Source organism: Pontibacter pamirensis, assembly GCF_010015475.1.
GTDB lineage: Bacteria > Bacteroidota > Bacteroidia > Cytophagales > Hymenobacteraceae > Pontibacter > Pontibacter pamirensis.
On sequence record NZ_SSNI01000013.1, the window covers coordinates 23187 to 48989 of the forward strand.

23 protein-coding genes are annotated in these 25803 nt (G+C 47.3%); 6 read left to right on the plus strand and 17 right to left on the minus strand.

The annotated features are described in order from the left end of the window. Nucleotides 1-16 precede the first annotated feature (16 nt). Both serA and E1919_RS12390 read left to right on the plus strand, forming a co-directional pair. Complete coding sequence (gene serA / locus E1919_RS12385; protein ID WP_162053721.1) at nucleotides 17-1909, plus strand: phosphoglycerate dehydrogenase; 1893 nt, start codon at nucleotides 17-19, stop codon at nucleotides 1907-1909. Between the two features lie 34 nt (nucleotides 1910-1943). Beyond that, entirely contained in the window at nucleotides 1944-3032 is a 1089-nt protein-coding gene (locus E1919_RS12390) for an aminotransferase class V-fold PLP-dependent enzyme (protein WP_162053722.1), read from the plus strand. A 104-nt stretch (nucleotides 3033-3136) separates the two neighbouring features. On the opposite strand, the gene E1919_RS12395 is transcribed toward E1919_RS12390, so the two are convergent. Further along, the gene (locus E1919_RS12395) at nucleotides 3137-3670 is read right to left on the minus strand and encodes a DUF7935 family protein (RefSeq protein ID WP_162053723.1); all 534 of its coding nucleotides are present in this window, start codon (nucleotides 3668-3670) and stop codon (nucleotides 3137-3139) included. 159 nt (nucleotides 3671-3829) lie between these two features. On the opposite strand from E1919_RS12395, the gene E1919_RS12400 reads away from it, so the two are divergent. Further along, nucleotides 3830-4177, plus strand: coding sequence for a HesB/IscA family protein (locus E1919_RS12400; RefSeq protein WP_115563786.1), 348 nt, complete (start codon nucleotides 3830-3832; stop codon nucleotides 4175-4177). A gap of 133 nt (nucleotides 4178-4310) precedes the next feature. On the opposite strand, the gene E1919_RS12405 is transcribed toward E1919_RS12400, so the two are convergent. The 3 genes from E1919_RS12405 to E1919_RS12415 all read right to left on the minus strand — a co-directional run bounded on the left by E1919_RS12405 (nucleotide 4311) and on the right by E1919_RS12415 (nucleotide 7550). Further along, complete coding sequence (locus E1919_RS12405; protein WP_162053724.1) at nucleotides 4311-5195, minus strand: ChaN family lipoprotein; 885 nt, start codon at nucleotides 5193-5195, stop codon at nucleotides 4311-4313. A gap of 95 nt (nucleotides 5196-5290) precedes the next feature. Continuing rightward, nucleotides 5291-6646 carry an ABC transporter permease gene (locus tag E1919_RS12410; RefSeq protein ID WP_162053725.1) on the minus strand — a complete coding sequence of 452 codons (1356 nt, stop codon included), beginning with the start codon at nucleotides 6644-6646 and terminating at the stop codon, nucleotides 5291-5293. Then, nucleotides 6639-7550, minus strand: a complete 912-nt coding sequence (locus E1919_RS12415; RefSeq protein WP_162053726.1) for an ABC transporter ATP-binding protein — start codon at nucleotides 7548-7550, stop codon at nucleotides 6639-6641. Before E1919_RS12415 ends, E1919_RS12410 begins: the two co-directional genes overlap by 8 nt. 332 nt (nucleotides 7551-7882) lie before the next feature. On the opposite strand from E1919_RS12415, the gene E1919_RS12420 reads away from it, so the two are divergent. Next, nucleotides 7883-8485: a DUF5025 domain-containing protein gene (locus E1919_RS12420; RefSeq protein WP_162053727.1), complete on the plus strand. Its 603-nt coding sequence runs from the start codon at nucleotides 7883-7885 to the stop codon at nucleotides 8483-8485. A gap of 257 nt (nucleotides 8486-8742) precedes the next feature. On the opposite strand, the gene dnaJ is transcribed toward E1919_RS12420, so the two are convergent. The 8 genes from dnaJ to E1919_RS12460 all read right to left on the minus strand — a co-directional run bounded on the left by dnaJ (nucleotide 8743) and on the right by E1919_RS12460 (nucleotide 17213). Beyond that, nucleotides 8743-9894 carry a molecular chaperone DnaJ gene (dnaJ, locus tag E1919_RS12425; protein ID WP_162053728.1) on the minus strand — a complete coding sequence of 384 codons (1152 nt, stop codon included), beginning with the start codon at nucleotides 9892-9894 and terminating at the stop codon, nucleotides 8743-8745. A gap of 3 nt (nucleotides 9895-9897) precedes the next feature. Then, nucleotides 9898-10479, minus strand: coding sequence for a nucleotide exchange factor GrpE (locus E1919_RS12430; protein ID WP_162053729.1), 582 nt, complete (start codon nucleotides 10477-10479; stop codon nucleotides 9898-9900). A gap of 422 nt (nucleotides 10480-10901) precedes the next feature. Next, nucleotides 10902-11894, minus strand: a complete 993-nt coding sequence (gene obgE / locus E1919_RS12435; RefSeq protein ID WP_162053730.1) for a GTPase ObgE — start codon at nucleotides 11892-11894, stop codon at nucleotides 10902-10904. Nucleotides 11895-11915: 21 nt separating this feature from the next. After that, a complete protein-coding gene (locus E1919_RS12440) occupies nucleotides 11916-12506 on the minus strand; it encodes an adenylate kinase (RefSeq protein ID WP_162053731.1) in 591 nt (196 codons plus the stop codon). A 129-nt stretch (nucleotides 12507-12635) separates the two neighbouring features. After that, entirely contained in the window at nucleotides 12636-13178 is a 543-nt protein-coding gene (hpt, locus tag E1919_RS12445; RefSeq protein ID WP_162053732.1) for a hypoxanthine phosphoribosyltransferase, read from the minus strand. Between the two features lie 93 nt (nucleotides 13179-13271). Beyond that, nucleotides 13272-15536: a sodium-translocating pyrophosphatase gene (locus tag E1919_RS12450; RefSeq protein ID WP_162053733.1), complete on the minus strand. Its 2265-nt coding sequence runs from the start codon at nucleotides 15534-15536 to the stop codon at nucleotides 13272-13274. 273 nt (nucleotides 15537-15809) lie between these two features. After that, entirely contained in the window at nucleotides 15810-16241 is a 432-nt protein-coding gene (locus E1919_RS12455) for a hypothetical protein (RefSeq protein WP_162053734.1), read from the minus strand. Between the two features lie 57 nt (nucleotides 16242-16298). Next, nucleotides 16299-17213 (minus strand): aminopeptidase, encoded by a 915-nt coding sequence (locus tag E1919_RS12460; protein ID WP_162053735.1) that lies wholly within the window; start codon nucleotides 17211-17213, stop codon nucleotides 16299-16301. Nucleotides 17214-17325: 112 nt separating this feature from the next. Here E1919_RS12460 and E1919_RS12465 point away from each other — a divergent pair, with 112 nt between their 5' ends. Beyond that, entirely contained in the window at nucleotides 17326-18597 is a 1272-nt protein-coding gene (locus E1919_RS12465; protein WP_162053736.1) for a tetratricopeptide repeat protein, read from the plus strand. Here E1919_RS12465 and E1919_RS12470 read toward each other — a convergent pair. Genes E1919_RS12470 through E1919_RS12480 form a run of 3 tightly spaced genes read right to left on the minus strand, consistent with a single transcriptional unit; the run spans nucleotide 18578 to nucleotide 22111 of the window. Continuing rightward, a complete protein-coding gene (locus E1919_RS12470; RefSeq protein ID WP_162053737.1) occupies nucleotides 18578-19645 on the minus strand; it encodes a glycosyltransferase family 4 protein in 1068 nt (355 codons plus the stop codon). The genes E1919_RS12465 and E1919_RS12470 overlap by 20 nt on opposite strands. Beyond that, nucleotides 19642-20817, minus strand: coding sequence for a glycosyltransferase (locus tag E1919_RS12475; protein ID WP_162053738.1), 1176 nt, complete (start codon nucleotides 20815-20817; stop codon nucleotides 19642-19644). The genes E1919_RS12470 and E1919_RS12475 overlap by 4 nt, the downstream gene beginning before the upstream one ends. A gap of 37 nt (nucleotides 20818-20854) precedes the next feature. Then, nucleotides 20855-22111, minus strand: coding sequence for a glycosyltransferase family 4 protein (locus E1919_RS12480; RefSeq protein ID WP_162053739.1), 1257 nt, complete (start codon nucleotides 22109-22111; stop codon nucleotides 20855-20857). Here E1919_RS12480 and E1919_RS12485 point away from each other — a divergent pair. Then, a complete protein-coding gene (locus tag E1919_RS12485; RefSeq protein WP_162053740.1) occupies nucleotides 22110-23354 on the plus strand; it encodes a polysialyltransferase family glycosyltransferase in 1245 nt (414 codons plus the stop codon). The genes E1919_RS12480 and E1919_RS12485 overlap by 2 nt on opposite strands. Before the next feature lie 47 nt (nucleotides 23355-23401). Here E1919_RS12485 and E1919_RS12490 read toward each other — a convergent pair whose 3' ends face one another. Both E1919_RS12490 and E1919_RS12495 read right to left on the minus strand, forming a co-directional pair. Then, complete coding sequence (locus tag E1919_RS12490; RefSeq protein WP_162053741.1) at nucleotides 23402-24364, minus strand: UDP-glucuronic acid decarboxylase family protein; 963 nt, start codon at nucleotides 24362-24364, stop codon at nucleotides 23402-23404. 6 nt (nucleotides 24365-24370) lie between these two features. Then, nucleotides 24371-25720 (minus strand): UDP-glucose dehydrogenase family protein, encoded by a 1350-nt coding sequence (locus E1919_RS12495; protein ID WP_162053742.1) that lies wholly within the window; start codon nucleotides 25718-25720, stop codon nucleotides 24371-24373. Between the last annotated feature and the right edge of the window lie 83 nt (nucleotides 25721-25803).

The following is a 25803-nucleotide window of genomic DNA, read 5'->3' on the forward strand; positions in this document are numbered from 1 at the left end:
ATTCCTTATTACAGACATGAGCAAAGACAAATACTTCATCATTGATTTTGACAGTACTTTCACCAAAGTAGAAGCCTTGGACGAACTAGGCGAGTTATCACTTGAGGGAGACCCTCAGAAAGAAAGTATACTGCAGCAGGTAAAAGAACTGACAGACAGCGCCATGGCCGGGAAGAGTTCTTTTGCAGAGGGTTTGCGTAAGCGCCTGGACCTGCTAAAGGCACATCAGAAACACCTGCCACAGCTTATTAATGTATTGCAGGATAAAGTCTCTCAATCCGTGCGCAGAAACAAAGAGTTCCTGAAAGAGTACTCAGACCAGATTTTTATTGTATCAAGCGGGTTCAAGGAATTTATCACGCCTATTGTAACGCAATACGGCATCAAAGAAGAGAATATCTACGCCAACACCTTCAAGTTAGACGACAACGGAAATATCATCGGCTTTGATGAGAAAAACGTGCTTAGCCTTGATAAAGGAAAAATCAAGCTGCTGGAGCAATTGGCACTCACGGGCGATGTCTATGTTATCGGTGATGGCTATACAGACTATGAGATCAAAGAAGCCGGGCTAGCTAACAAGTTCTATGCTTTCACTGAAAACGTGTCCCGCGACAGCGTGCTGGCGAAGGCAGAACACATTGCCCCAAGCTTAGATGAATTTCTGTACCAGAACAAGTTGCCAATGGCTATCTCCTACCCCAAAAACAGGATAAGCGTACTGCTGCTGGAGAACATTCACCCAAGGGCAGTAGAGATGTTCCGGCACGAAGGGTACCAAGTAGAAACCATTGCAGGTGCCCTGAGCGAGGAGGAGCTTTGTGAGAAAATACAGAATGTTTCGATACTGGGCATCCGGAGCAAAACACACGTAACCCGCAAGGTGCTGGAGCATGCCAACCGCCTTATGAGCGTTGGGGCCTTCTGCATCGGCACGAACCAGATTGACCTGGATGCATGCCTCAAAGCCGGCGTAACGGTATTCAATGCACCCTATAGCAACACCCGCAGCGTAGTGGAAATGGCTATTGGAGAAATTATTATGCTGAGCCGTGGCATTGTAGACAAGAGCAGCAAAATGCACGAAAGTACCTGGGACAAGTCGGCCACAGGTAGTTATGAGGTCCGCGACAAGAAATTGGGCATTATAGGCTACGGCAACATCGGGGCACAGCTATCCGTGCTGGCGGAAGCGATGGGCATGGTGGTGTACTACTACGATGTAGTAGAGAAGTTGCAGTTGGGTAACGCGCGCAAATGCGACACCCTCCGTGAGCTACTGGAGAAGGCTGATTTTGTGACACTGCACGTGGACGGCCGCCCGGAAAACAAAAATATTTTCGGAGCGCAGGAGTTTGCCGCCATGAAGGACGGTGCCATTTTCCTGAACCTGAGCCGCGGCCACGTCGTGGACATTCAGGCACTGGTAGAGAGCCTAAAATCAGGCAAGTTGCGCGGCGCAGCCGTAGACGTATTCCCGCAAGAGCCCGCCACAAATAGCGAGCCTTTTGTGAGTGAACTGTGCGGCCTGCCCAACGTGATTCTTACCCCACACATCGGTGGCAGTACGTCTGAGGCACAGGTGAATATTGCCAACTTTGTGCCTAACCGCATTATGGACTATATTAACTCAGGCAATACCTACCAAAGCGTCAACTTCCCGAATATCCAGTTGCCGGAACTGAAAAACGCGCATCGCCTCATTCACATACATCAAAATGTGCCAGGCGTGCTGGCCGACATTAATAATGTGCTGGCAAAGAACCAAGTAAACATCCTGGGCCAGTACCTTAAAACAAATGAGCATGTAGGTTACGTGATTACTGACGTGAATAAGAAGTATGACAAACAACTGGTTAATGACATGCGGGGTGTAGCACACACCATCAAGTTCCGCATGTTGTATTAACAAATCAGGTAGCACGTATCACGACGCAGGAGAAATGAACAACAAAGTATACTTCACCCCCGGGCCATCGGAGCTGTACCCTACCGTGCCGCAGCACATGCACACGGCGTTAGAGGAGAAGATTGGCAGTATTTCGCACCGCAGCAAGCAGTTTCAGGAGATATTCGCGCATGCGGTGGAAGGGCTACGACAGCTGTTGCAGCTGCCAGATAACTATGAAGTGCTGTTCCTGGCATCAGCGACGGAAGTATGGGAACGCGCTATTCAGAACACGGTGCAGCAGGAGAGCTTTCACCTGGTGAACGGCTCATTCTCGGCACGCTTTTTTGAAACGGCGCAGGAACTGGGGCTGAAGGCGCAAAAGCACGAGGTGCCGTTCAGCGAGGGTTTTGACGTGGCAAGTATTACAGTGCCTGCATCCGCGGAATTGGTAGCGCTTATACAGAACGAAACAAGCTCCGGAGCCGCTATGCCTGTGGCTGAAATCAACCATTTCCGGGAAAAAGCTTCTTCGGACGCCTTAATTTATGTAGATGCTGTTTCTTCGCTGCCATACCCTGCTTTCGATTTTTCGAAAGTAGATGCTGTTTATTTTTCCGTGCAGAAGTGCTTCGGCCTTCCGGCTGGTTTGGGTGTATGGCTCCTGAACGACCGTTGCATTGCTAAGGCAGAAGCCTTGGCTGCTCAAGGCCAGACTATCGGCTCTTACCACAGTATACCAGCTGTGCTGAGCAAAGCCAAAGTTAACCAAACGGTGGAAACACCCAACGTGCTGGACATTTACCTACTGGGCAAAGTAGTAGAGGACATGAACAGCAAAGGCGTGGAGGCAATCAGAAAGGAAACAGAAGCCAAAGCCAGCCTAGTATATAATTACCTGGAGCAGAGCAAGACATTTACGCCCGCGGTAGAAAACCCGCAACACCGCTCTCCCACTACCATTGTGGCCAACACAACTGTACCGGCATCGGAGGTAAACAAGCGTTTAGCTGAGTTTAACATGGCAGTAGGCAGCGGCTACGGCAAGTACAAAGAAAGCCAGATCCGCATCGCCAACTTCCCCGCCCACAGCCCCGAACAGGTAAAGGCCCTGGTAGAAAAGTTAAAAGAGCTGTTTGAGTAATTAAACTGAAGGATATGACAAGAAAGGGAAGAGGTAGAACGTGAGCCGTTCTACCTCTTCCCTTTTTTTAACTCTCTAACTTTCTAACTCCCAAACTCTCTAACTCAAAATACCTGCCCTATCTCCTGCTTCACATAAGTGAGCGCGCGGGAGGTCGGGTCCTGTTCCGTTGCCAGCACAGTCTCTAGAATGCGCTTGGCCAGATCTGTGCCACGGGAGTTTTCAGGCAGTTCCTTATATGTTTTGTTAATCAGGTTTACCACATCTTCACGGGCATGCTTTACCTGTTGCCAGGCCTGCTCCGTCATGTACACCTGCTGCGACATATTGTGGTTAAACTCATTTCGGATTTCGTTGAGCAGCACCCGGTGGTATTCGGCAGCCGTCTGTCCGGCGCCACCTACCCGCAACAGCAGGTTACTTGGCGTGATACGCTCCAGCAACAGCACAATGCGCTCATAGGCCTGCAAACGAATCGGCAGCACTACCTCTGCATTTTTTTGCCTCAATTCGAGTAGCTTTATCTTATGATCCCGCTCGTAGTGCTTTTTCACGAGGTAGTACATGGCTAACGCCACGATAATAGCTGGCAGGGCGATTTTTAATAGGTCTATAATAAAAATGAGAAATTCGTTCATGTTAGTTGTCTGATGAAAGCTTAAATATCGTAAAAAATTAACGGAAGATACATGAATCATTCAGCTGGTTTGGCTGTTAAATGAGTAGACAAGATAGCCATGCAGCATAATTCAGGAGAATTGTGTAAGTTTGTGGCTACAAATAAAAGAGCATACACTATGGCAACAGAAACTAAAACTGCACCTATCACTTTGACTGAAAAGGCCTTAGCGGAGGCTAGAAATATAATGCAGGAAAAGAATGTACCAGCAGAATACGGCTTGCGCGTTGGTGTGCAAGGCGGCGGATGCTCCGGCATGTCTTACCTGCTTGGCTTTGATAAGCCAAAGGATTCTGATGAGACTTATGATTTAGATGGACTGACCCTTATCATGGACAAGAAGCATGGCATGTACGTGATAGGCATGGAAGTTGACTTCCAGGATGGCCTGAACGCACGAGGCTTTACGTTTAGCAACCCGCAGGCGAAGAGCACTTGCGGTTGCGGTAGCTCTTTCTCCGCATAAGCAGAAACCTTCTTTCTCTTCAATAAGCAAAGCCCGGCCATTTGGCGGGGCTTTGTTGTTTTAAGGTTATCAGACCTCACAGGAGCTGCGCACGTTGCGAGGTCTTGTTTTTGAGCAATAGCAATGAAGCTCACTAGAATGTCCGTGTCATGCTGGCGGGCACTACAATTATAAAGTCTGCTTTCGCTTTATTTTCCTTTGATAGTTTGTCTAGGTCCTCTTGCAGCACAGTGGTAATGGTGCCCGTTTTTAGCTGTGGCTGTCCCTGCTTCAGATACCAGCCAATGCCTTCAAAATTATCTGAGTGATAGGCGCCGTTGATGTGGAGCAACTTTTTACCTTGCTTTACCTGCTCTAGTATAAAATGCGCCATGGTGGCATCTTTCAGCGCCTGAGCCTGCACTATGTTCTCGCTTTTTGTATTGCCGTGCGTACTGCTCCCGAACATACCCATCATGCGCTTATATCCCGGCAGGTTTGTGTCCATCTGTATCGGCAGCGGCGCGATGTATTTTTTGGCTTCCTCCGAAATACCTCCCAGCGCACTTAAACTACCTGCTGATACCATGGCGGCATAACGACGCGGTACGTTGGTAGCTATAACTGGTATACCCTTCTCTTTGGCATAGCGCAACACAGGCCTGTAATCTGTCGTGTAGTTGGGCCACGGCCGCGACTCCTGTTCAAAGTTGCTTTCCGGCGTCAGGTTTGCCAGGTACTCGTTTAGCACCAGTTGCACATCTGTCTCGAACATCTCTACTCCTATGGCAAAGTTCTGCGGGTGTGCCTGGTGTAAATCCTTCGCCAGTTCCAACTGCAGCCAATGCGCAATCGGGTCATTGTGCTGCTCCCCGAAGAGTACTACCTCGGCCTCCTTCAACTTTTTCAGCATCTTGCCATAGTTTACACTTTTACCGCTCTTCGTGAAGAGCCGATAGGCAGGCTTGTCTTTATCTTGAGCAGAGGTAACAGCTGTAACCATGAGGAGTAACAGTATTAGGATTGACAGTCTTCTCATTCAGTTAATGATAATTATCCACACAATTTACAAAAAAATAGCCGGCACCTCAGGCACCGGCTATGCTTATACTTTATTTGGTTTCTATCAGCTATTTATACTCTATAGAACAACCACTTCGACAGTTCTTTGTAGTTGATTTTTTTGCCATACATCAGGATACCGACGCGGTAAATGCGGCTCGCAATCCAGGTGGTAAATATAAAGCCAGCTATCAGCAGCGCCATCGAGAGCAGCAGTTCCCAGGCGGGCACGCCAAAGGGCACCCGCACCATCATCACAATCGGGGAAGTGAGCGGGATAATCGACATCCAGAACGCCACCGGTCCATCCGGGTTTTTCAGCACGACAGAATACGACATGATGAACGCAATAATCAGCGGAATCGTGATGGGCATCATGAACTGCTGCGTGTCTGTTTCGTTGTCTACGGCTGCTCCAATGGCTCCGAAGAGGGATCCGTAGAGTAGATAGCCTCCCAGAAAGTAAAAAAGGAAGCAGCCAAAAATCAAGGCAATGTTCAGGTTAGCAAAACTGCGTTTTACATCGCTGATGGTGTTAGCCACCTCGTTCTCTCCTGCCGGGTTGTCTACCGTAGCTGTTGCTGTTGACTCTTCCTCCCCTTGCGCGGCGGCCTGCCCTGCTGCAAACTGTGCTGCCGGCGACGGCGCGGCATCTATTCCGAAAGCAGCAGAAACAGCTGTTACGGCTATAAAGGAAAGTACAATCCAGAGCAGAAACTGTGTCAGGCCTACCGCAGCAATACCCATAATTTTACCCATCATCAGCTGAAAAGGCTTCACAGACGATATCATCACCTCCACAATACGGCTTGTTTTTTCCTCTATTACTCCCCGCATAATCTGGACGCCATACATAAAAATGAAGAAGTAGATGATAACGGCCCCGGCTACTCCGGCAATGGAGGTAATAATGGCGTTGTTGTCTCTCTCGCCTTCATCGCTTAAGTTTATAGTGTTCAACTTTACATTGGCCTCAATTTTATCCAGCGTCTCCCGGTCTAGGCCGGATGCCAGGAAGCGCTGGTTCTCTATTTCTTTCTCCAGCGTGTTCTCCAGTCGAACCTGTGTTTGCAGGCTGGTGTTTTTCTTCCCGTACAAGGTAATGCCCTGCGGATTGTCAATCGACATCTCAGGGATGTAAAGCAGGGCTGTATAATCCGTTTCCTGATAAGCCATTTTCGCCTGCTCCAGCGACCCTGCCAGCGGAATAAACTTCAGGTCCTCTTTGTCCTGCAACTTATCTTCAAACAGGCCGCTTTCGTCCAGCACCATCACCGTCTCCGTGTCACCGGACATGGTGATAAGCAGACCCGGCAAAATCATGAAAGCAGCCAGCAGGATGGGTGTCAGCAGCGTCATGATGATGAAGCTTTTTTTACGGACACGCGTCAGGTATTCCCGCTGTATAATCAACCAAACTTTAGACATGATGTGTCTCCTTTACTTTTTGAATGAAAATATCGTTTATACTCGGCACCAGCTCTATAAAAGAATGTATCTCCACGCGCTGAATCAGGTAACGCAGCAGGTCATTGGGTGTCGTGTTATTCAGCAGCCGGATATTAGCCCTGAAAACGCCATGGTTATCGTGCTGCTCCATCACCTGGAAGTCCGGAGACGTAATCAATAGCCTGCCGTTCCCTATTACCTGAAACGTATCGGTTTTATAGGTGTCTTTTATTTCCTTTACAGGCCCGTCCAGCACTTTTTGCGCCCTGTTGATGAGCGCAATATTATCACAAAGCTCCTCTACCGACTCCATGCGGTGCGTGGAGAAAATAATGGTGGCTCCGTTATCGCGCAGGCGCAGGATCTCGTCTTTTATGAGGTTGGCATTTATAGGATCGAAGCCGGAGAAGGGTTCATCAAGGATGATAAGCGCAGGCTCGTGCAAGACAGTAGCAATGAATTGCACCTTCTGCTGCATGCCTTTCGATAAGTCTTCGATGTTCTTGCCGAGCCATTCGCGTATTTCAAATCGGTCTACCCAGGCTTTAATACGCGCTGTCGCATCAGATTTACTCAGGCCTTTGAGCTGCGTGAGGTAGAGCAGTTGCTCCCCCACCTTCATCTTCTTGTAGAGGCCACGCTCCTCCGGCAGGTATCCTATGTCTTTAATGTGGTCTGGCTTGAGCCGCTCTCCCTTAAAGAATATTTTGCCACTGTCAGCCCCTGTAATTTGGGTGATGATGCGGATGAGCGAGGTTTTCCCGGCACCGTTTGGGCCGAGCAAACCAAAAATACAGCCTTTCGGAATTTCAAAGCTGACATTATCGAGTGCCACGTGGTTAGCGTAGGTTTTAGTTACGCCTTCAATTTTAAGAATGCTCAAAGCTGATATTCTTTTAGATGTGTCCAAAATTACCTTTCTATATTGAAAGCAGCAACAATATAGACATTCCCTTGTATTTATATCGACAAAGGCCGTTTATAACCAGATGAAATTAATTAAATTACCTTATACAGGTTCAACTATGGGAAAAACGCCTATACATCTTATCAGATAATACCCTACTGGTCGAGTATCCTTCAGCGTAGAGCCAGCCAGAGTGAAATAATAAATATACCCCATTGTATAGAGTTTTTCACTAAATAATTTATATTATATAGTGAAAAAATTGAACAGTGACAGAAATTCCTTTTATATTTAGATTTAATACTACAATGGCATATTCAAGAGTGAAGGGTACAGCCCCCTACAGCATAGTTTTATTACTTCTATTGCTGATGAGTTGCAAAGATGAGGAGCCTGAAGCCAGAGTGCCAGTTGACTCATTTTCGATGGAGGTAAATGATCGGTTATGGACTCCTTTCCAATCAAAAGAGGATACGTGTGTTAGTACCTATTCTTATAGTTTTTCTCATTACGGGAGTGCTCCTGTTTACACTATTTATGCCTACCGCGACCCAACAGGAAGAGCTGATGCCTATAGCGAAAACCTGCTTCGCATGCGGGTGATGAACGTAACGAAACCGGGCACCTATCCTTTATATGGCTCTTATAAAGAGGGTATAGATGCGTCATACATTATCTTCCAGATACAACAGTCAATGGGAAATCCCAAGCGATATGTGAACGACCCTTCCAGAAGGCCATTCATAATTCAAGTCAATGAAATTCCTCTAAAAGAACGGAGAACCATCCCAGGCATCAAAGGCTCTTTTTCAGGAACTCTTTATAATGAAGATAATCTTTTAGATTCATTAGTCATCAAAAAAGGAAAATTTACTTTTAAGTACCCGGGGAAAGACCACTGTGACTTCTAACTCGCCTTTGTCTGGAGTTACTGTCATAAAAGTAAGTGAAGAGGTATGATTTATTTAACTTTGCAGCCGTGAAAATAGTGCTTCAGACGACACGTCAGACGAAAGTCCATCCTGAGTAACCCCGGCTAGCCCGAAGTTACTATTTTACTTGCTGATCAAAAGACACAGCAAGAGCGTGCACTGTGTTAAGCCAGTAAAACAAACAGGCCATGCTCCTCACCGAAAGAAACAGGGCCTGTTTTATATATGACTGCTACTTACTGGAAGTAGTCTTTCACCTTCTCAAAAAAGCCTTTCTCGTTTTTGCCCGGGTGTGGTGCAAAGTTGTTGGAATCGCGCAGGCCTTCCAGCGTAGCTCTTTCCTCGCTACTCAACGACTTCGGCGTCCATACGTTTACGTGAATCAGCTGGTCGCCTTTTCCGTAGCCGTTTATATCCTGCACACCTTTGCCACGCAGCCTGAAAATTTCTCCGCTTTGCGTACCTGGTTTGATAGTGATTTTCACTTTGCCCGTAATCGTCGGTACTTCTATTTCTGCACCTAAGGCCGCATCTACAAAGCTGATATACTGGTCGAAGATAACGTTGTTGCCCTCACGCTTCAGCGTTGGATGTGCTTCTTCCTCAATCTGAATAAGCAGGTCGCCTGGTACGCCGCCACGCTCCGGCACATTACCTTTGCCGCTCATAGACAGCTGCATGCCATCCATTACACCGGCCGGTACATTAATGGAGATAACTTCTTCCTGAAGCTCTCGTCCGCTACCGTTGCAGGTTTCGCAGTTATGCGTTACAATGCGTCCTTCTCCGTTACAGGTTGGGCAGGTAGCGGTAGACACCATCTGGCCCAGCATGGTATTCACTACTTTGCGCACCTGGCCAGAACCCTGGCAGGAGTTACAGGTTTGCATGTCGGTGCCGTTCTTCGCGCCGTTACCACCACAGGTGCCGCAGGCTACGTAACGCTTCACCTTTATCTTCTTCTCTACGCCGTTGGCTATCTCCTCCAGGTTCAGCTTCAGCTTAATGCGTAAGTTGCTGCCTTTGCGGGTACGGCGCCCACCACCAGAGCGGCCGCCTCCAAAGAAGCTCTCAAACGGGCTGCCACCACCGCCGCCAAAAATATCGCCGAACTGCGAGAAGATATCCTCCATGTTCATGCCACCGCCGCCGCCGAAGCCGCCGTTCATACCCTGATGGCCGAACTGGTCGTAACGCTGGCGCTTTTGCTGATCGCTCAGCACCTCGTAGGCCTCTGCCGCCTCTTTAAACTTGTCCTCGGCAGTAGGGTCGTCCGGGTTCTTGTCGGGGTGGAATTTAATGGCGATTTTGCGGTAAGCTTTCTTTATCTCATCCTGGCCTGCGCCTTTGCTTACTCCCAAAACCTCATAATAATCTCTCTTAGCCATAGCTTACGCTCCTATTATTACTTTCGCGAAACGGATTACCTTATCATTCAGGGTATATCCTTTCTCAATTACATCTACTATTTTGCCTTTCATCTCTTCTGATGGGGCGGGAATCTGGGTTACAGCTTCGTGCATGTCGCTGTCGAAGCTGTCGCCTGGTTTAATTTCCATCGGCTTAAGGCCCTTCTGCTGCGTTACGTGCTTCAGCTTATGAAACACCAACTCGAGCCCCTGCAACATCGCGTCCACGTCTTTAGTTGCTTCTATAGACTGGCGTGCGCGCTCCATGTCATCAATCACCGGCAGCAGTTCGCTCATCAGATCTTGGTTGGCTGTTTTGGAAAGGTCGATGCGCTCTTTGGCCGTTCTGCGTCTGAAGTTTTCAAACTCAGCCATCAAGCGAATATATTTATCTTTCATTTCTGCCAATTCTGCAGTTGGTCCGCCATTCTGTGCGCCTTCTGTAGTCTCAGCTTCTTCTGTGTCAATCTCATTTTCTTCCTGAGCATCTACTTCAGTAGTACTGGCAGTAGTATCTTTTACTTCTTCGTTCTCCTGCTCTTTCTTAATATCTTTATCTGACATAATGCCTTAAAAAGTTAGGTTAATAAGTCTTCTTTGCTTTGTCAATTAACTTGCCAAACCCTCATTTGTGCCATTCTGACATCTGAGAATTTTGATTATCTGAATTTTGAATGACTGAATGTGCTTACAAGGCTTTATACTTAAGTTAGCAGAACTATAGCCTCCGCCGTTGTTGTGTGTTCTCACCAACAACTATGACTGCCTTTGCTTTAACTCCAACCGTTTTGGCTTTAGCTGCCTTAGCCCCCTCCTCTGCTGTTATAACTTAAAACAGTTACCACACCTTCTGCCGATTAAGTTGTTGTTGAGGACATACAACAACGGCAAGGTTTTACTGCCATTTAACCATTCACTATAAAAAAATCGGTAGACAACTTTGCAGCTCTCTACCGATCTTGCTTTTTATAATTAGAAGCTTCAGCTTAGCTGTTTAGCGCCTCCCAAATCATGTCTTTCAGTTTAGGAATGTTTTTCCCGCTGATGCTGGAGATAAATACGGCAGGCAGATCGGCAGGCAAAGTTGCCCGCATTTCAGCCTCCAGCTCATCATCCAGCATATCAGACTTGGTTACAGCCAAGATCCGCTTTTTATCAAGGAGCTCCGGGTTAAACGTTTGCAGTTCGTTCAGAAGCACTTTATACTCTTCTGCAATGTCGGCACTCTCGCAAGAAATCATAAACAGCAGCATAGAGTTCCGCTCAATGTGGCGCAGGAAGCGCAAGCCTAAGCCTTTGCCTTCTGAAGCACCCTCTATTATACCTGGTATGTCGGCTATTACAAATGATTTATAGTCGCGGTAGGCTACCACACCCAGGTTGGGCGCCAACGTGGTGAAGGCGTAATTCGCTATTTTAGGTTTAGCAGCAGAAACAACAGATAACAGCGTCGATTTGCCTGCATTCGGGAAACCTACCAAGCCAACATCAGCCAGCAGTTTCAATTCCAGCACCACCCACTCCTCTATTCCTGGCTCCCCAGGTTGGGCATAGCGCGGAGTCTGGTTAGTAGCAGATTTGAAATGGGCGTTTCCCAGGCCTCCACGTCCGCCTGGCGTCAGGACTATCTCCTGCCCGTCTTCGGTTATTTCGCATTTGAACTCACCTGTTTCGGCATCACGGGCGATGGTGCCTAAAGGTACCTCCAGCACGTCGTCTTTACCCTGCGCTCCAAAAGAGTGGTTCGGACCACCGTTATGGCCGTTTTCTGCAATCACATGCTTGCGGTACTGCAGGTGCAGCAGCGTCCAGAGCTGGGCATTGCCTCTCAGAATAATGTGCCCGCCACGGCCTCCGTCTCCCCCGTCAGGGCCACCCTTCGACGTCATTTTATCGCGGTGAAAGTGCGCGGAGCCGCCGCCGCCGTGTCCGGAGCGTGAACAAATCTTAACGTAATCTATAAAGTTGCTTGATGCCAAATCGGGTAAGCGTAAGTGTGCTTATTTCTTATTTTGTTCTTTCAATGTATCTATCTGCTGAGACAGCTCATTGAAAATATCCTCTATCTCGCCGATGCCATCTACTGCACGGTACTTTCCTTGCCCGGCATAATAATCTGCCACCGGGGCGGTTTTGGTATTATACTCGAGCACACGCTTGCGAATGAGTTCCTCGTTCTGGTCATCAGGCCGACCTGATGTCTGTCCACGCAGCAACAGTCGCTTTGTCAGTTCCTCATCGTCCACGCGCAAGGCTATCATGCAGGTAATTTCTGTTTCGTTTTCCCGCAGCAGCTTATCCAGGCTCTGGGCCTGAGGTACTGTGCGCGGAAAGCCATCGAAAATAAACCCAGCCGCACTGCGATGCTCTTTCACTTTATTATCTATCATGCCACTCACCACTTCATCCGGAACCAGCAGGCCGTTATCCATCAGTTTTTTTGCTTCCATACCCAGCTTAGTGCCAGCGGCAATCTCTGAGCGGAGCAAATCACCGGTGGAAAGGTGAATAAGGTTGTATTTTTCTATCAGCTTTTGACTTTGGGTACCTTTACCAGCACCTGGAGGTCCAAACAAAACGATGTTGAGCATATCTTGGCTTAATAATAAAAGACAAATGTATGTATTAAATGATGTACTTTCTAATCTTCGCCGTAAGGGGCTAAGCATCAGCGCCCATTACCTTTAAAGTTTTGCTAACGCGGTAAACAGTCTTTAGGGTTACGGAATTATCTTGTAAATGTCGCGCAGGTTACGCCCCAGCCCATTATAGTCTAAGCCATAGCCCACTACAAAATCGTTCGGGATTGACTTGGCCACATATTTAATATCCAGTTGGTGCTGCAGGCAATCCGGCTTCAGTAGCAGGCTGGCGACCTCTACAGAGGCGGGCTCAAGCGCCTTCAGTTGCTGCAGTAATCCCTGCACGGTATGCCCTGTATCCACAATATCCTCCAGCACTACTACGTGGCGGTGCTGCACCACTTCAGTCAGCCCCAGTATCTCTTTCACCTTTCCTGTGCTTTTAGTGTCCTGGTAACTGGAGAGGCGAACAAAGGAGATTTCACACGGAATAGTGATGCGCTTCAGCAAGTCAGACACGAACATGAAGGAGCCGTTGAGCACACCCAGGAACAGCGGCTTTTTGTTTGCGTAATCGCGGTCAATTTGCTCCGCCAGCATCACAATACGGGCGATAATTTCATCCTCAAAAATATAAGTATCGAACTTGCAATCGTGTATTTCAATAGTGCGCGGATTCATTTGAATATTTTTGGTGCGTGTACAAAGGTACGTATAATTAAAAAATAAGCCCAACTCTACGGTCGGGCTTATCAAAACTATAACTGACAGTATCTACATTCTGAGCAGGTCCTGGCCAAACACTACCGTGTTTCCCAGCTCGCTATTGACTTTGGCTGTTTGCGGGTAAAGCTCTTTTACATCTAGGTTAATCGGCTCCAGGTCAACAGGCGGCACCGGAATGGGAGGCTCCTGATCCAGGGCAATATGCGGTGCTATTACCAGCGACACGATTGACATGAGTTTGATAAGGATGTTCATGGATGGCCCGGAAGTATCTTTGAACGGGTCACCTACTGTATCACCGGTTACGGAGGCTTTGTGTGGCTCTGAGCCTTTGTACTCCATCACACCATTGATCTTCACCCCTTTCTCAAATGATTTTTTGGCGTTATCCCAAGCACCACCGGCGTTGGACTGGAACATAGCCATCAACACACCCGATACTGTTACGCCAGCCAGCGTACCGCCCAGCACTTCCGCAGAGGATGTATCCGGAAACACATCCCTGAAACCGAACCCGATGATAATAGGCACGAGCAGGGCAATGGCGCCTGGCAGCATCATCTCGCGGATGGCGGCCTCTGTGGAAATGGCCACGCATTTTTCATACTCCGGTTTACCCGTTCCCTCCATGATGCCCGGTATTTCGCGGAACTGCCGCCGCACCTCCTGCACCATCGACATGGCCGCTCTGCCTACTGCCGAAATACACAGGGCCGAGAAGATAAAAGGTATCATGGCCCCAATAAACAAACCTGCCAACACAGGGGCTTTGTATAAATCTATCGTACGGATACCGGCTATTCCCACGAAGGCGGCGAAAAGCGCCAGGGAGGTAAGCGCCGCGGAGGCAATAGCAAAACCTTTACCGGTGGCAGCAGTGGTGTTTCCTACGGCATCCAGAATATCGGTGCGCTCACGCACCTCTTTCGGCAACTCGCTCATCTCGGCTATACCGCCTGCATTGTCGGCAATAGGCCCAAAAGCATCAATGGCTAACTGCATAGCAGTGGTTGCCATCATGCCTGCCGCCGCTATAGCCACCCCATAAAGACCCGCCGCAGAGTATGACAGCACAATGCCCGCTGCCAGCACAATGATGGGCAATACTGTGGAGTGCATACCTACCGCCAATCCGGCAATGATGTTGGTGGCATGCCCGGTTGAAGACTGCTGTACGATGGAATTAACAGGCTTTTTGCCCATGGCAGTATAGTATTCTGTGATGATACTCATAAGCGCGCCAACCACCAGGCCAACCATAACCGCCATAAACACACCATTCGCAGTAAAATCGAAGTTCCGTAGGTTTAGCGTTTCAGGGAGCAACCATTGAATGGAGAAGTAAGCCCCTATTGCTGTGAGTATGACTGATATCCAGTTTCCGCGGTTGAGGGCTGCCTGCACATCCCCCCCCTCTTTTACGCGCACAAATAGCATCCCAATCAGCGAGAAAACGATACCCAGACCTGCAATGAGCATGGGAAGGATAACCGGAGAGAGCCCCCCAAAGTTGTCTACTACCTCCACTTCACGCCCCAGCACCATAGTAGCCAGAATAGTAGCCACATAAGAGCCAAAGAGGTCGGCGCCCATACCGGCCACGTCGCCTACGTTGTCGCCTACGTTATCGGCAATGGTGGCGGGGTTGCGGGGGTCATCCTCCGGGATTCCGGCTTCTACTTTACCTACCAGGTCGGCGCCTACGTCGGCCGCCTTCGTATAAATACCGCCACCCACACGGGCAAATAAGGCGATACTTTCAGCACCCAGCGAGAAACCTGTCAGTACCTCCAGGGCGCGCTCCATCTCTATACCGTTAACATCGGCACCTGTGCTGTGCACAAACATGTAATAGAAAACGATGAACAGAGACCCCAGGCCCAGCACAGCCAGGCCGGCCACTCCCATTCCCATGACAGAACCTCCCGCAAAAGAAACAGTAAGTGCTTTGGAAAGACTGGTACGCGCTGCTTCGGCTGTGCGCACATTTGATTTGGTGGCAATCCGCATCCCTATGAATCCTGCCAGTGCCGACAGGAAAGCTCCTATAATAAAGGCTACTACAATAAGCGGATGTGATTTCTCGCCTGTATAACCTAAGTAAAAAAGGAAAATGGAGGCGATGATTACAAAATAGCCCATCACTTTATACTCGGCTTTAAGAAAGGCCATTGCCCCTTCGGCAATGTAGCGGGCAATGGTACTCATGCGCTCGTTACCAGTCGGCTGTTTTGTTACCCAAGCCGACCTTATCCAGGTATACAGAAGCGCTGCCAGACCAAAGGCAGGAATAGCGTAGAGAACAGTTTCCATTCAGTATGATTAAGGGTTAGGCAATATTTATATATCCCTATTAAAGAAAGAATATTTTATACACTTTTCCAAATGTTCCACAATCATCCCCTGCACCCAATCCTGCAGGATATACTTCTATTTTTTAATAAGTTGCAACATCAACTTCGCGTTCAGGAAAGCTTTTTATCTCATAAATGTTGCTCCATGTTCCACATAATCAAAGAGGCTGCTCCTTCTGCAGAGCAACCTCTTTGATTATGAATGAGTTAGCACTCACACACTCATGTTGGCTCAATAATCGTCCTCGGTAATGGTTAATGTGTACATACCATTTTTTGCGTTCTGTTTTTGGTATACCCACCGCTGGATATCATTAAAATTTATTTTGTAGGTGCGCCCATTTTTAAAGGCCTCAACCGTAAACCAGTGAAGTTCAGCATTTCCTTTCTCTTCGTCGAACACCCACTCATCCGCAAAGCCAGAGGTGTTATAGATTGTTTCTGTGCCACCAGGCGCTATACTATAATAGAACTTCCCATCTCCTACGATAACCATGCTCGGATTTGGCTTCACCTGCATCGTTACCTGAACAGTTGAGGCTGTATTGTTCTGAATCCGGTAGCTGTAGTTAACTTCTTCTTCAAAAGCCTCCTCACAGGAAGAAAGCAGAAAGAGGAGGAAAGAACAAAGGAGCCAGAGGCATGGTGATTTTCCTGTTTTCATGTAGAGAGGGTGTTTTGTTCAATGGCACCTGAAGGTAATAAAGATTGAACACACTTGTTATAGTTTCTCCATTAGTACCTTGTAAAGCGCCACCATGCTGTCAACGTCCTTCTTATGCACGATTTCATTTGGGGTATGCACATTATCCTCCGGGGCACCAACAAAGCACCAGTCCCAGGGGTAGTCGCTGCGCTGCAGTTCCTTGGCATCGCTCCCTCCCGCGCCTTCCACCTCTAACTGAAAAGGTATGCCTGATTTTTTTGCTATCTGGATAATCTTCTGCACGTAGGCGCGGCGCGGAATCAGGCTGTCGCGCATAGAGATAGCGACCCCTTCCCCAGCATACACCCCTTCGGTTACCCATGTTATGTCGGAAATCAGGCCCTGCCTTACGCCATACTGCTCATAAATATACCTAGAAAGATAAGACACAGACCCACCGCCGTGCTCTTCCCAGCAACTAAAGGCGATGATGCCGTTCTCCAGCGTCTCTGCCACTTGTAATGCACTCCATACCCCCAGGCGATTGTCCAGATAGCAGCTTTGCACTGTGTCTTCTGTCTCCCTGAAATCGCACTTAAAAACCAACTCCGTTCCCCGCTCTATTTCACGGTCAAAATCGTAGGCTAGCTGAGCTTCTTCCTCATCATACTTTAAGGTGCATTCTATTTTACCCTGCGCATCTTCGCCCACCAGTTTGTAGCCGTTTTCAATGTCCGGACCTCCTATTTTAACGAGTTGGTTGCCGTAACGCACTGTAAACCCAATAGAGTCCATGTGCGCAAAAATTGCACTCCTTGGCTTGCCAAACACCAGCAGGATACAATCCTGAAAGGCTTCGCCATGCAGTACCTGCGGCTGTGTTTTCCAGTGGCTCTTATGCTCGTGGATATAGTTCAGCAGAAATTTTGAGAGGTTTTGCTCGTTGCCGGACGGGGCATGGATTTTGCAGAGCTGCTCCAGAAGTTTCATAATTATTTTCATTTTATGGAATTCAAATTTAGGAGATATGTTGTACTTTTAGAATCTACAGAGGCTATTGTTAATCAAGGCTCCGTTATACACTGAATATTCTGATTTATTCATGAAGAAGTTAATATTTATCATCTTCACTTTTGCTTTTGTTTTACCAGCTATAGTTGTAGCACAGCAGCAGAACCCTACTGACACCACCGCGATGCGGCATATCACTTTCGACCAAATTGAGGTGATACCGGCAGCGGGTAGCGTGAAAGGAATGTTGCTGCTTGACAAGGATATTCAGTATGAGTTAGAGGGCGCTGTAGACAATATGTACAATTTCAAGTACGCGGTTGCCGAGAAGCAGTTTAAATCTATCCGCCGACGTTACCCACAGCACCCGCTTCCCTACTTCCTGATGGGCCTGAGTCAGTGGTGGAAAATTGTGCCTACCAACATACAGACACTGCAGTACGATGACCTCTTCTTCGCCTATATGGACACTACTATTCAGAAGGCAGAAAAGATGTATAATAATGACGAGAACAACTTTGAGGCATCTTTCTTTCTGGCAGCAGCCTACGGTTTTACTGCCCGCCTGCACTCTGAGCGCAGCAACTGGCGCAAAGCTACAGTGGCGAGTAAGCACGCACTTGAGTTCATGGAAAAGGCCAAGGCAGGTAACGGCTTGAGTCCGGAGTTTCTGTTTGGCGAAGCGCTGTTTAATTACTACTCCATCTGGATTCATGAAAACTACCCGATGCTGCGTCCTGTACTGATCTTTTTCCCGGACGGAGACAAGCGGCTTGGACTAAAACAGCTAGCTTATGTAGCGAACACGGGCTTCTATACCGGCACAGAGTCTAAGTTCTTCCTGATGAAGATTTATGCGAATGAGGAGAAGAAAATGGACGAGGCACTGCAACTTTCTGAGCAGTTGGCAATGAAGTATCCTGACAATGCCTACTTTCAGCGTTTTTATGCCCGTTTGCTGTTTGTGCAGGGTCATTTCACAAAAGCAGAAAGGGTGTCGCTTGACATTCTGAACAAGTTGGAGCAGCAGATGCCGGGCTATGAAGCCGTGAGCGGGCGCTATGCCTCTTACATTCTGGCCTATGTTAACCAGCACAAGTACCGCAATTTTGATAAAGCAGAGCAGTATTATAAAAGCTCTATCATGTTTGCTGAGATGTCGGACGAGCGTGATTCCGGATACTTTATCAATTCTTATCTTAACCTGGCTCGTATTGCGAGTCAAAAAGGTAATTTGCCTGCCGCTAAGCAATATTATGAGATAGTGCTGCAAATCAGCGAGAAGAAGTCAGAAACTTATAAAGAGGCAAAGAAATACCTGAAAGAAATTAATAGGAAAAAGCCTAAGAAGAAAAGAGGCTAAGGAAGGTATATCTGTGTGCCTGCAGGGAATAACGCTCCTTTACCCAAACCTGTCCTTCTGCTCCCATACGGGTTCGCAACTCCGGCTTCAGCAGCAAATCCTCCAGGCGCTCATACCACTCCTGCTCCGTATTACAGGTATAGCCTGTGGTGCCGCTTGCCACTGCCTCTACATTGGCCCCTACACCTGAAACTACAGCTGGTATACCCAAGGCCATATACTGCAATGCTTTAAAAGCACATTTTCCTTTTGCCCACTCTGTGTCTGGTAAGGGCATTAGGCCGATGTTAAGCTGTAGCAGTCCTTGTATCTCCGTCTCCCTTAGCCATTCTTTAAACTCGAGTGACTGCAGCTGTAAATCAGGCGCCTTATCCGCTATAACTACAAAACGAAAAGTATGCTTCGTTTCCAGCTGCTGCAGTACCGGCTCAATTAGCTGCAGGTAAGGCAGTGTTGAATGTGACCCAATCCAGCCCATCACCACCTCCTGCGTGTGCTGCTCTCTTTTTTTTCTATAGCGATGTTCCGTATCCAGCACGCTGGGTAGCAGCACCGCGGCTGCATTATACTTTAAGGCATAGTTTCTGAGATAACCATTTCCGCAACTCACTTTGTGGCTCCACCGGCATATTTGAGCAGTCTTATGGTGCCACTTGAGTTTTGCGGCCCATCTGTTTTCTGCTGTTATATTTGGCAGCCAGATGGCATCATCAAAATCGAAGATAATTCTTTTCCGGAAAACCTTTGCCGCCACCCATTCAAACCAAGGAGGTCCAAGCGGCGTGGCTTCTCTGTGCACAAAGACAAAGTCGTATGCTGGCAGGTGCCACAATAGTAGCAGGCGATTCATAAAACCCGTTAGCAACCTCGTAATTTTCCGCCATGTATGCTGCTGCTTATAAAGTATATCCCAGGCGCTCTGGCTCCAGAATGGCGCTATTCTATAGTTTATACCCTGTTCCTGCAAAAGCGGCAGCCACTGCTCCACCCTGTACCGTTGCGAAGCGGCCTGCCCTTCCGGGTAAGGCACCACAAACAGTACCTTCACGGCTGCTCCTCCTGCTTTTGCCCAAAGAAGTATTCATAGGCCTCCCGTATCCGCTCCGGCGATCTGTACTTTTGTGCCAGCTTAGGTATTTCCTGCCGGTGGACCGGGTCATTCAGTATCTGTTGTATCTGCTGCAGTGCCTTCTCCACGCTTCCCTCTTGCTGCAGGTTAAACGTTGCGCCTCCCCCTTCGTTTTTGATGATGTCACTGTCGTCGCCGACTCCTTCCGTCAGGAGTACCGGGAGGCCATTGGCCCAGTACTCGCCTATTTTAACGGGGGAAAGGTATTTTTTTGATGGTCCGGGTTTATAAGTGGCAAACGCAAAGTCAGCTGCAGAGAGGTAAGCTGGCACCTCCTGGTGTGGCACAGAGGCAATGTATACTTTATTCACATCAAGCTGATATTGTTGTAGCAGTCTCTGGATTTCTTCCTGTGGTTGAGGCGAAAGAATGATGAGCCTGAAATCAGGAACACTTTCAAAGCATTGTTTGTAGATGGTAAACGCATCTTCTTGATAGTACAGGCCGCCATACTTGCCTGCATATACACCGATCACGGTATGCTGCCAGCCCAACTGCAGGCGCAAATCACTTCTCTTCTGTTCATCAAAACTAAAGGTGCTTGCATCAACAGAACAGGGAACTACAAAAATTTTTTCTGCAACTACTCCTTCTCCTATCAAAGCATTTTTGTACTTATAAGCCACAGGCATAATGCCAGCCGCATTTTTCTTTTGAAGATGCTCCCAGTACTTCTGGAATTTATACTTCAGGCTATACCTTGTCCAGACTTTTGATTCCAGCATGTAGTCGGCATGAGGCTCAAAGGAACTGACGTAAAAGGGTAACTTGCTTCTTTTCCACACTTTATATGCTAAAGCACCCGCTGGTGCGCCATGTGCCAGCAGGACATGTGTATTGTACCTCTGCGCAAACCTTGTTAGCTGCCTTGGGAAAAGAAGAAAATCACTTATTTTGGTAGCAATATTGATAGCTAATTTTTTAGGAGTGAGAGGCAGATACAATACTTTGTTTAAGTGTTGTATTAATGAGTCCTCATTAACATCCGCGTTTCGTTCTATGGTTACCAGTATGATCTTTTCAATAGATGGAAAACCCTGCAGCACCTCAAGCCGTGGTAAAACAGTAGAGGTTGTAAGATCATCTCTCAAGCCCCAGTAGCAGATGAATAATATAGAACTGCCCATTTTAGTTTACGTCACTCAGATTCATTGCCTGAATTAGCTGTGCCATGTGCCGTTCAAAGGAAAACTTATACTCCACTTGCTGCGCGACCTCATCTAAATTTACTAAGCCAGCATCACGGTTGTCATAGATAAACTGCAGCTTTTCCAGGCAGTCAGTTACAACACCTGCTCTAAACATAAACCCATTCCTGCCGTGCTCGATTACTTCTTTTAAACCACCTGCATCTGATGACAGAACTAACCTCTTGTTTTGCAACGCCTCAAGCACCACTAAGCCAAATCCTTCATAATGTGATGGAACAGCAACAAGGTCCACTAAGGTCATAATCTTCATCAACGCAGCATTCTGTAACGCCGGCGAAAAATAGCAGTAGCCTTCCATGCCTTTTTCATGAATCAACTCTTTGATTATTTCTTTATCTGGACCATCTCCTACTACTAAAACAGCTAAATCTTGTGGCTCACATAAATTATTTTTAATAAAGATGCTTAGCACATGTAAGAAAAACAGCTGCCCTTTCATGTAACTTAATCTACCAGGAATAAGAATTTTAAAGCTACCGCTTCTACTCTTCAGCCAACCTTCAATACATTTCACCTCTTCCATACTACACCCGTTCTGTACACTTGCTTGTCTTGGTAAGGCATTGAGTATCACTAAATGTCGATTATGCTTAAATAAATTTAATTCTATATCGCTCCTAACTGCCTTGGTAACCGATACATGACTATCATCAAAATATTTGCCCAACACTTTATTTAAATTATTAACAGCGCGTCTCCTAGCTGTGTTAAGTGGAAACTGTGCGTATTGCGTTATATGGAAATACTGTACAAGTTTTATGTTGAAACTTTCAAACTGCAACCTTAGCTTTACTAATCGCATTATAAAGTGAGCGTAAGGCGCATGAGCTATCACCACCTTTGCATTATGATACCTTAAGAATTTTGTAATTGGAGTCAAAAGCAGAGTTGAGTTAAACAGGTTTCTTACAGAAAGATAAGCATCTTGCTGCTTTAGCACCAGTAACTCGTCAGCAGAGAACTGGACATTGGCTTCCTCGATCACTTCTTTAGCAACATTCGCAAGTACTATCATTACTATACGATACCGTTTATTCTGTAAGCTCTTAATTTGACTCAACACAAGCTTGGTAATACCTTCACGGGCAATAGCAGGCACCACAATTGCGATAACGGTGGTGTTAGCTACTGCCATTTTGCTATATTCATGTTCAATTTCTTCCGACTCTTTCATGCTTGCCAATCCGAAAGTACTATTTGTTGGTGATTATTGCAGAACTGATTATGTTTCTCTGTTAAAATCATGCAGAGGATACATGTTGTTCAGGTTCCTTCACTTTTCTACCGAAGCGGAAGAAAAGAATAAGGATTACAGATGGTATGGAGAAGCTATCTATTGGAAGGACTACAGCAATGCTTATGAGATGCTGCAAAAAATTAAACCGACTAAGGTTGTTTTCCTTTTTATTGACACGTTTTATCAGGCAGCTGTTAATGTAGCATGCAAAGAACTTTCCATACCCACCTATCACTTAGAGCATGGCTTGTTGGCGGATTATGCTATAGCTTTTGATTCTAATCTTTGCCCTCCACCTGCCACACCATTCATGCAAAGAGCTAAGGAGGAGCTATTAAAAGTCGGAGAACTTTATGCCAGAGTAAAAAGTAGATTATTCCTTAACAACACTATAAAATGTTCCTCGCATGAAAATGCTGAATTTCTTAGGCAATTCATCAGAACAAGGAGAAAAAACAATTCTCTAACTACCTTTAGAAAACTCAAGTCACCTAAAAGATTTGCAGAGAATTACATTTCCTTCAGCCCAAAGATTTTCAAAGTGCATCAGGATCATGAGGCACTTCCTTCAAACAAAAGAGTATATTTCATAGGGGTTCCTTACTTTGATCAACTTGCCGGTACAAAGTCTACAAAAATAGAAAGGGCTATACTTCTGATTGATCAGCCACTAGCCGAACAAGGCTTACTTCAATGGGTCAGTGACGGTAAAGTTAGTTTTGTGGAAACATTTCTAAAGGTTTGCTCCCACCACAACTATAGAATATACGTCAAACCACACCCCAAGCAGGATATAAAACCTTGGCAGAATGCAGAACGAGAGGGGCTTTGTGTAATAATAGATGCCCTAGAGTTAAAAAGACTAGCCCCAACAATACCTATTGTATTAGGCTTCTACTCTACACTTTTAATGCCTTTCGCCTCATTTGAGCACACAACACTTGTTACTTATGAAAATCATCCTGCAGGTAAATACTTAGTATCAAAGCCATTTGTGGAAGCCGGTGTAGCGCACCCCATATACAACTTAGAGGAACTGCATGAAGTTTTACAGGACGTGGAAACATTACATCAGAAACAGCTACCAAACAAAGCAAAGTTTACTGAAGAATGGATGTACAAGTTTGACGGTAAAGCTGGTGAACGCCTTCGGAATATCCTGCTGAGTGACGACCTATAAAAGCAGAGAGGCAGTCCGTACGGATTGCCTCTCTGCTTTTCATAAGATTAAGCCTCCTGCTCAGTTGGAGCCTTAATCTTATCTTTAAAATATTCCAAGGTTCTCTTCAGGCCTTCCGCACGATCTATTTTCGGTTCCCAGCCCAAGACCTCTTTTGCCTTAGTGATGTCGGGCTGGCGCATCTGCGGGTCGTCTTTTGGCAACGGCTGATAGTCTACCTTTAGCTCTACACCAGTGAGTTTACAGATTTCTTCAGCAAACTCCCTGATAGTGATTTCGGATGGATTGCCCACGTTGACAGGCAGGTGATAATCGCTTAACAGCAAGCGGTAAATGCCTTCCACCAGATCGTCGACATAGCAGAAAGAGCGTGTCTGGCTTCCGTCACCGAAAATGCTGAGGGGCTCTCCCCGCAAGGCCTGGCTCAGGAAGGCAGGCAGCACACGACCATCATCCAGGCGCATGCGCGGGCCATAGGTGTTAAAGATGCGCACAATGCGTGTCTCCAGCCCGTGGTGCATGTGATAAGCCATGGTCATGGCTTCCTGGAAGCGCTTTGCCTCATCGTAGCAGCCACGCGGACCTACCGGGTTCACGTTACCCCAGTAATCTTCCTGCTGTGGGTGCACCTGTGGGTCGCCGTACACTTCTGAGGTAGAGGCGATGAGCATGCGCGCGCCCTTTGCCTTGGCCAGGCCGAGCAGATTGTGCGTACCCAGTGAGCCTACCTTCAGCGTCTGAATCGGAATCTTCAGGTAATCGATTGGGCTGGCCGGCGATGCAAAGTGCAGGATATAGTCCAGCTCACCTGACACGTGCACGAACTTTGATACATCATGATGGTAGAACTCGAAGTTTGGCAGCTTAAACAGGTGCTCTATGTTGTCCATGTTACCTGTAATCAGGTTATCCATGGCTACAACACGATAGCCCTCCTTGATAAACCTATCGCAAAGGTGTGAGCCCAAAAAGCCGGCGCCACCTGTAATAAGTACTCTTTTTCCTGACATACTTTCTTATATAGAGGCGTCCAACTGCTGCGGCACCTGCTGCTTTATACCTATACCGTAGTAAGTAAAGCCTTTCTCGTTAAGGTCATTGGCATCGTAGATGTTTCTTCCATCAAACACCACTTTGTCCTTCATGAGCTTGCTTACCACGTTAAAGTTCGGGGAGCGGAACTCAGGCCATTCTGTCACCAGCAGCAGCGCATCCGCATCGATTAGTGTTTCATACTCATCCTTGCCGTACTCTATGGTGTCTCCCAGAGAGTGCTCTGCCTCCTTCATGGCCACCGGATCATAGGCACGCACTTTGGCGCCCTGCTCCAGCAACTTCTGTATAATCACCAGCGACGGGGCCTCCCGCATATCGTCTGTCTTTGGTTTAAAGGACAAGCCCCAGATTGCAAACGTCTTGCCCGCCAGGTCGCCGTTAAAGTGGTTGCTTATCTTATTGTAAAGCACTGACTTCTGGTTCTCGTTCACGGCTTCCACAGACTGGAGCACCTTCATTTCATAACCGTTTTCAGAAGCGGTCCTGATAAGCGCCTTTACATCTTTAGGAAAGCACGAGCCGCCGTAGCCGATACCCGGATAGATGAACTTATTACCGATGCGCACATCGCTGCCGATGCCTTTACGCACCATGTTCACGTCGGCGCCCATGATTTCACACAAGTTGGCGATGTCGTTCATGAAGCTGATTTTAGTAGCCAGCATCGCGTTAGCAGCATATTTGGTCATCTCGGCAGACGGGACATCCATGAATATAAGCGGGTGCCCATTCATCAGGAACGGCTTATAAAGCTTCTTCATCACCTCCTGCGCTCTTTCAGAGCATACACCCACCACAATGCGGTCTGGCTTCAGGAAGTCTTCTATGGCAGCACCCTCTTTAAGGAACTCCGGGTTAGAGGCCACATCAAACGGAATATCCACGCCACGCACGGCTAATTCCTCCTCTATGACCTTGCGTACTTTGTTGGCTGTGCCCACCGGCACTGTGCTCTTGGTCACCACCACGATGTAGGAATTCATGTTCTGGCCGATACTGCGGGCAACCGCCAGCACATATTTCAGGTCGGCGCTGCCGTCCTCGCCCGGAGGCGTTCCCACTGCGATAAAAGCCACATCACAGCCCTGTATGCTTGATGCCACATCGATGGAGAAAGAAAGGCGCTCTTTCTGGGCGTTGCGCGCCACCATTTCCTCCAAGCCCGGCTCATAAATAGGCAGGATGTTCTTTTTCAGGTTTTCAATCTTTTTCTGATCAATATCAATGCAGGTAACATCAATACCAACCTCTGCAAAACATGTTCCTGTAACCAGGCCAACATATCCAGTACCAACAACGGCTATTCTCATAAGACATTCAAATTAATCAAAGCAACAATATACAGTTATTCATTTATATAGATATCAATGAATACTTCAAAATTGATTTTAGG

Bases quoted from the DNA above. Each gene is read 5' to 3' on its own strand.
- E1919_RS12455 (WP_162053734.1), bottom strand. From the start codon at position 16,241: ATGAAAACAGGAAAATCACCATGCCTCTGGCTCCTTTGTTCTTTCCTC.
- hpt (WP_162053732.1), bottom strand. From the start codon at position 13,178: ATGAATCCGCGCACTATTGAAATACACGATTGCAAGTTCGATACTTAT.
- E1919_RS12495 (WP_162053742.1), bottom strand. From the start codon at position 25,720: ATGAGAATAGCCGTTGTTGGTACTGGATATGTTGGCCTGGTTACAGGA.
- serA (WP_162053721.1), top strand. From the start codon at position 17: ATGAGCAAAGACAAATACTTCATCATTGATTTTGACAGTACTTTCACC.
- E1919_RS12410 (WP_162053725.1), bottom strand. From the start codon at position 6,646: ATGTCTAAAGTTTGGTTGATTATACAGCGGGAATACCTGACGCGTGTC.
- E1919_RS12480 (WP_162053739.1), bottom strand. From the start codon at position 22,111: ATGAAAGAGTCGGAAGAAATTGAACATGAATATAGCAAAATGGCAGTA.
- E1919_RS12400 (WP_115563786.1), top strand. From the start codon at position 3,830: ATGGCAACAGAAACTAAAACTGCACCTATCACTTTGACTGAAAAGGCC.
- E1919_RS12450 (WP_162053733.1), bottom strand. From the start codon at position 15,536: ATGGAAACTGTTCTCTACGCTATTCCTGCCTTTGGTCTGGCAGCGCTT.
- E1919_RS12485 (WP_162053740.1), top strand. From the start codon at position 22,110: ATGCTTGCCAATCCGAAAGTACTATTTGTTGGTGATTATTGCAGAACT.
- E1919_RS12490 (WP_162053741.1), bottom strand. From the start codon at position 24,364: ATGTCAGGAAAAAGAGTACTTATTACAGGTGGCGCCGGCTTTTTGGGC.
- E1919_RS12440 (WP_162053731.1), bottom strand. From the start codon at position 12,506: ATGCTCAACATCGTTTTGTTTGGACCTCCAGGTGCTGGTAAAGGTACC.
- E1919_RS12390 (WP_162053722.1), top strand. From the start codon at position 1,944: ATGAACAACAAAGTATACTTCACCCCCGGGCCATCGGAGCTGTACCCT.
- E1919_RS12460 (WP_162053735.1), bottom strand. From the start codon at position 17,213: ATGAAACTTCTGGAGCAGCTCTGCAAAATCCATGCCCCGTCCGGCAAC.
- E1919_RS12465 (WP_162053736.1), top strand. From the start codon at position 17,326: ATGAAGAAGTTAATATTTATCATCTTCACTTTTGCTTTTGTTTTACCA.
- E1919_RS12405 (WP_162053724.1), bottom strand. From the start codon at position 5,195: ATGAGAAGACTGTCAATCCTAATACTGTTACTCCTCATGGTTACAGCT.
- E1919_RS12420 (WP_162053727.1), top strand. From the start codon at position 7,883: ATGGCATATTCAAGAGTGAAGGGTACAGCCCCCTACAGCATAGTTTTA.
- E1919_RS12395 (WP_162053723.1), bottom strand. From the start codon at position 3,670: ATGAACGAATTTCTCATTTTTATTATAGACCTATTAAAAATCGCCCTG.
- E1919_RS12430 (WP_162053729.1), bottom strand. From the start codon at position 10,479: ATGTCAGATAAAGATATTAAGAAAGAGCAGGAGAACGAAGAAGTAAAA.
- dnaJ (WP_162053728.1), bottom strand. From the start codon at position 9,894: ATGGCTAAGAGAGATTATTATGAGGTTTTGGGAGTAAGCAAAGGCGCA.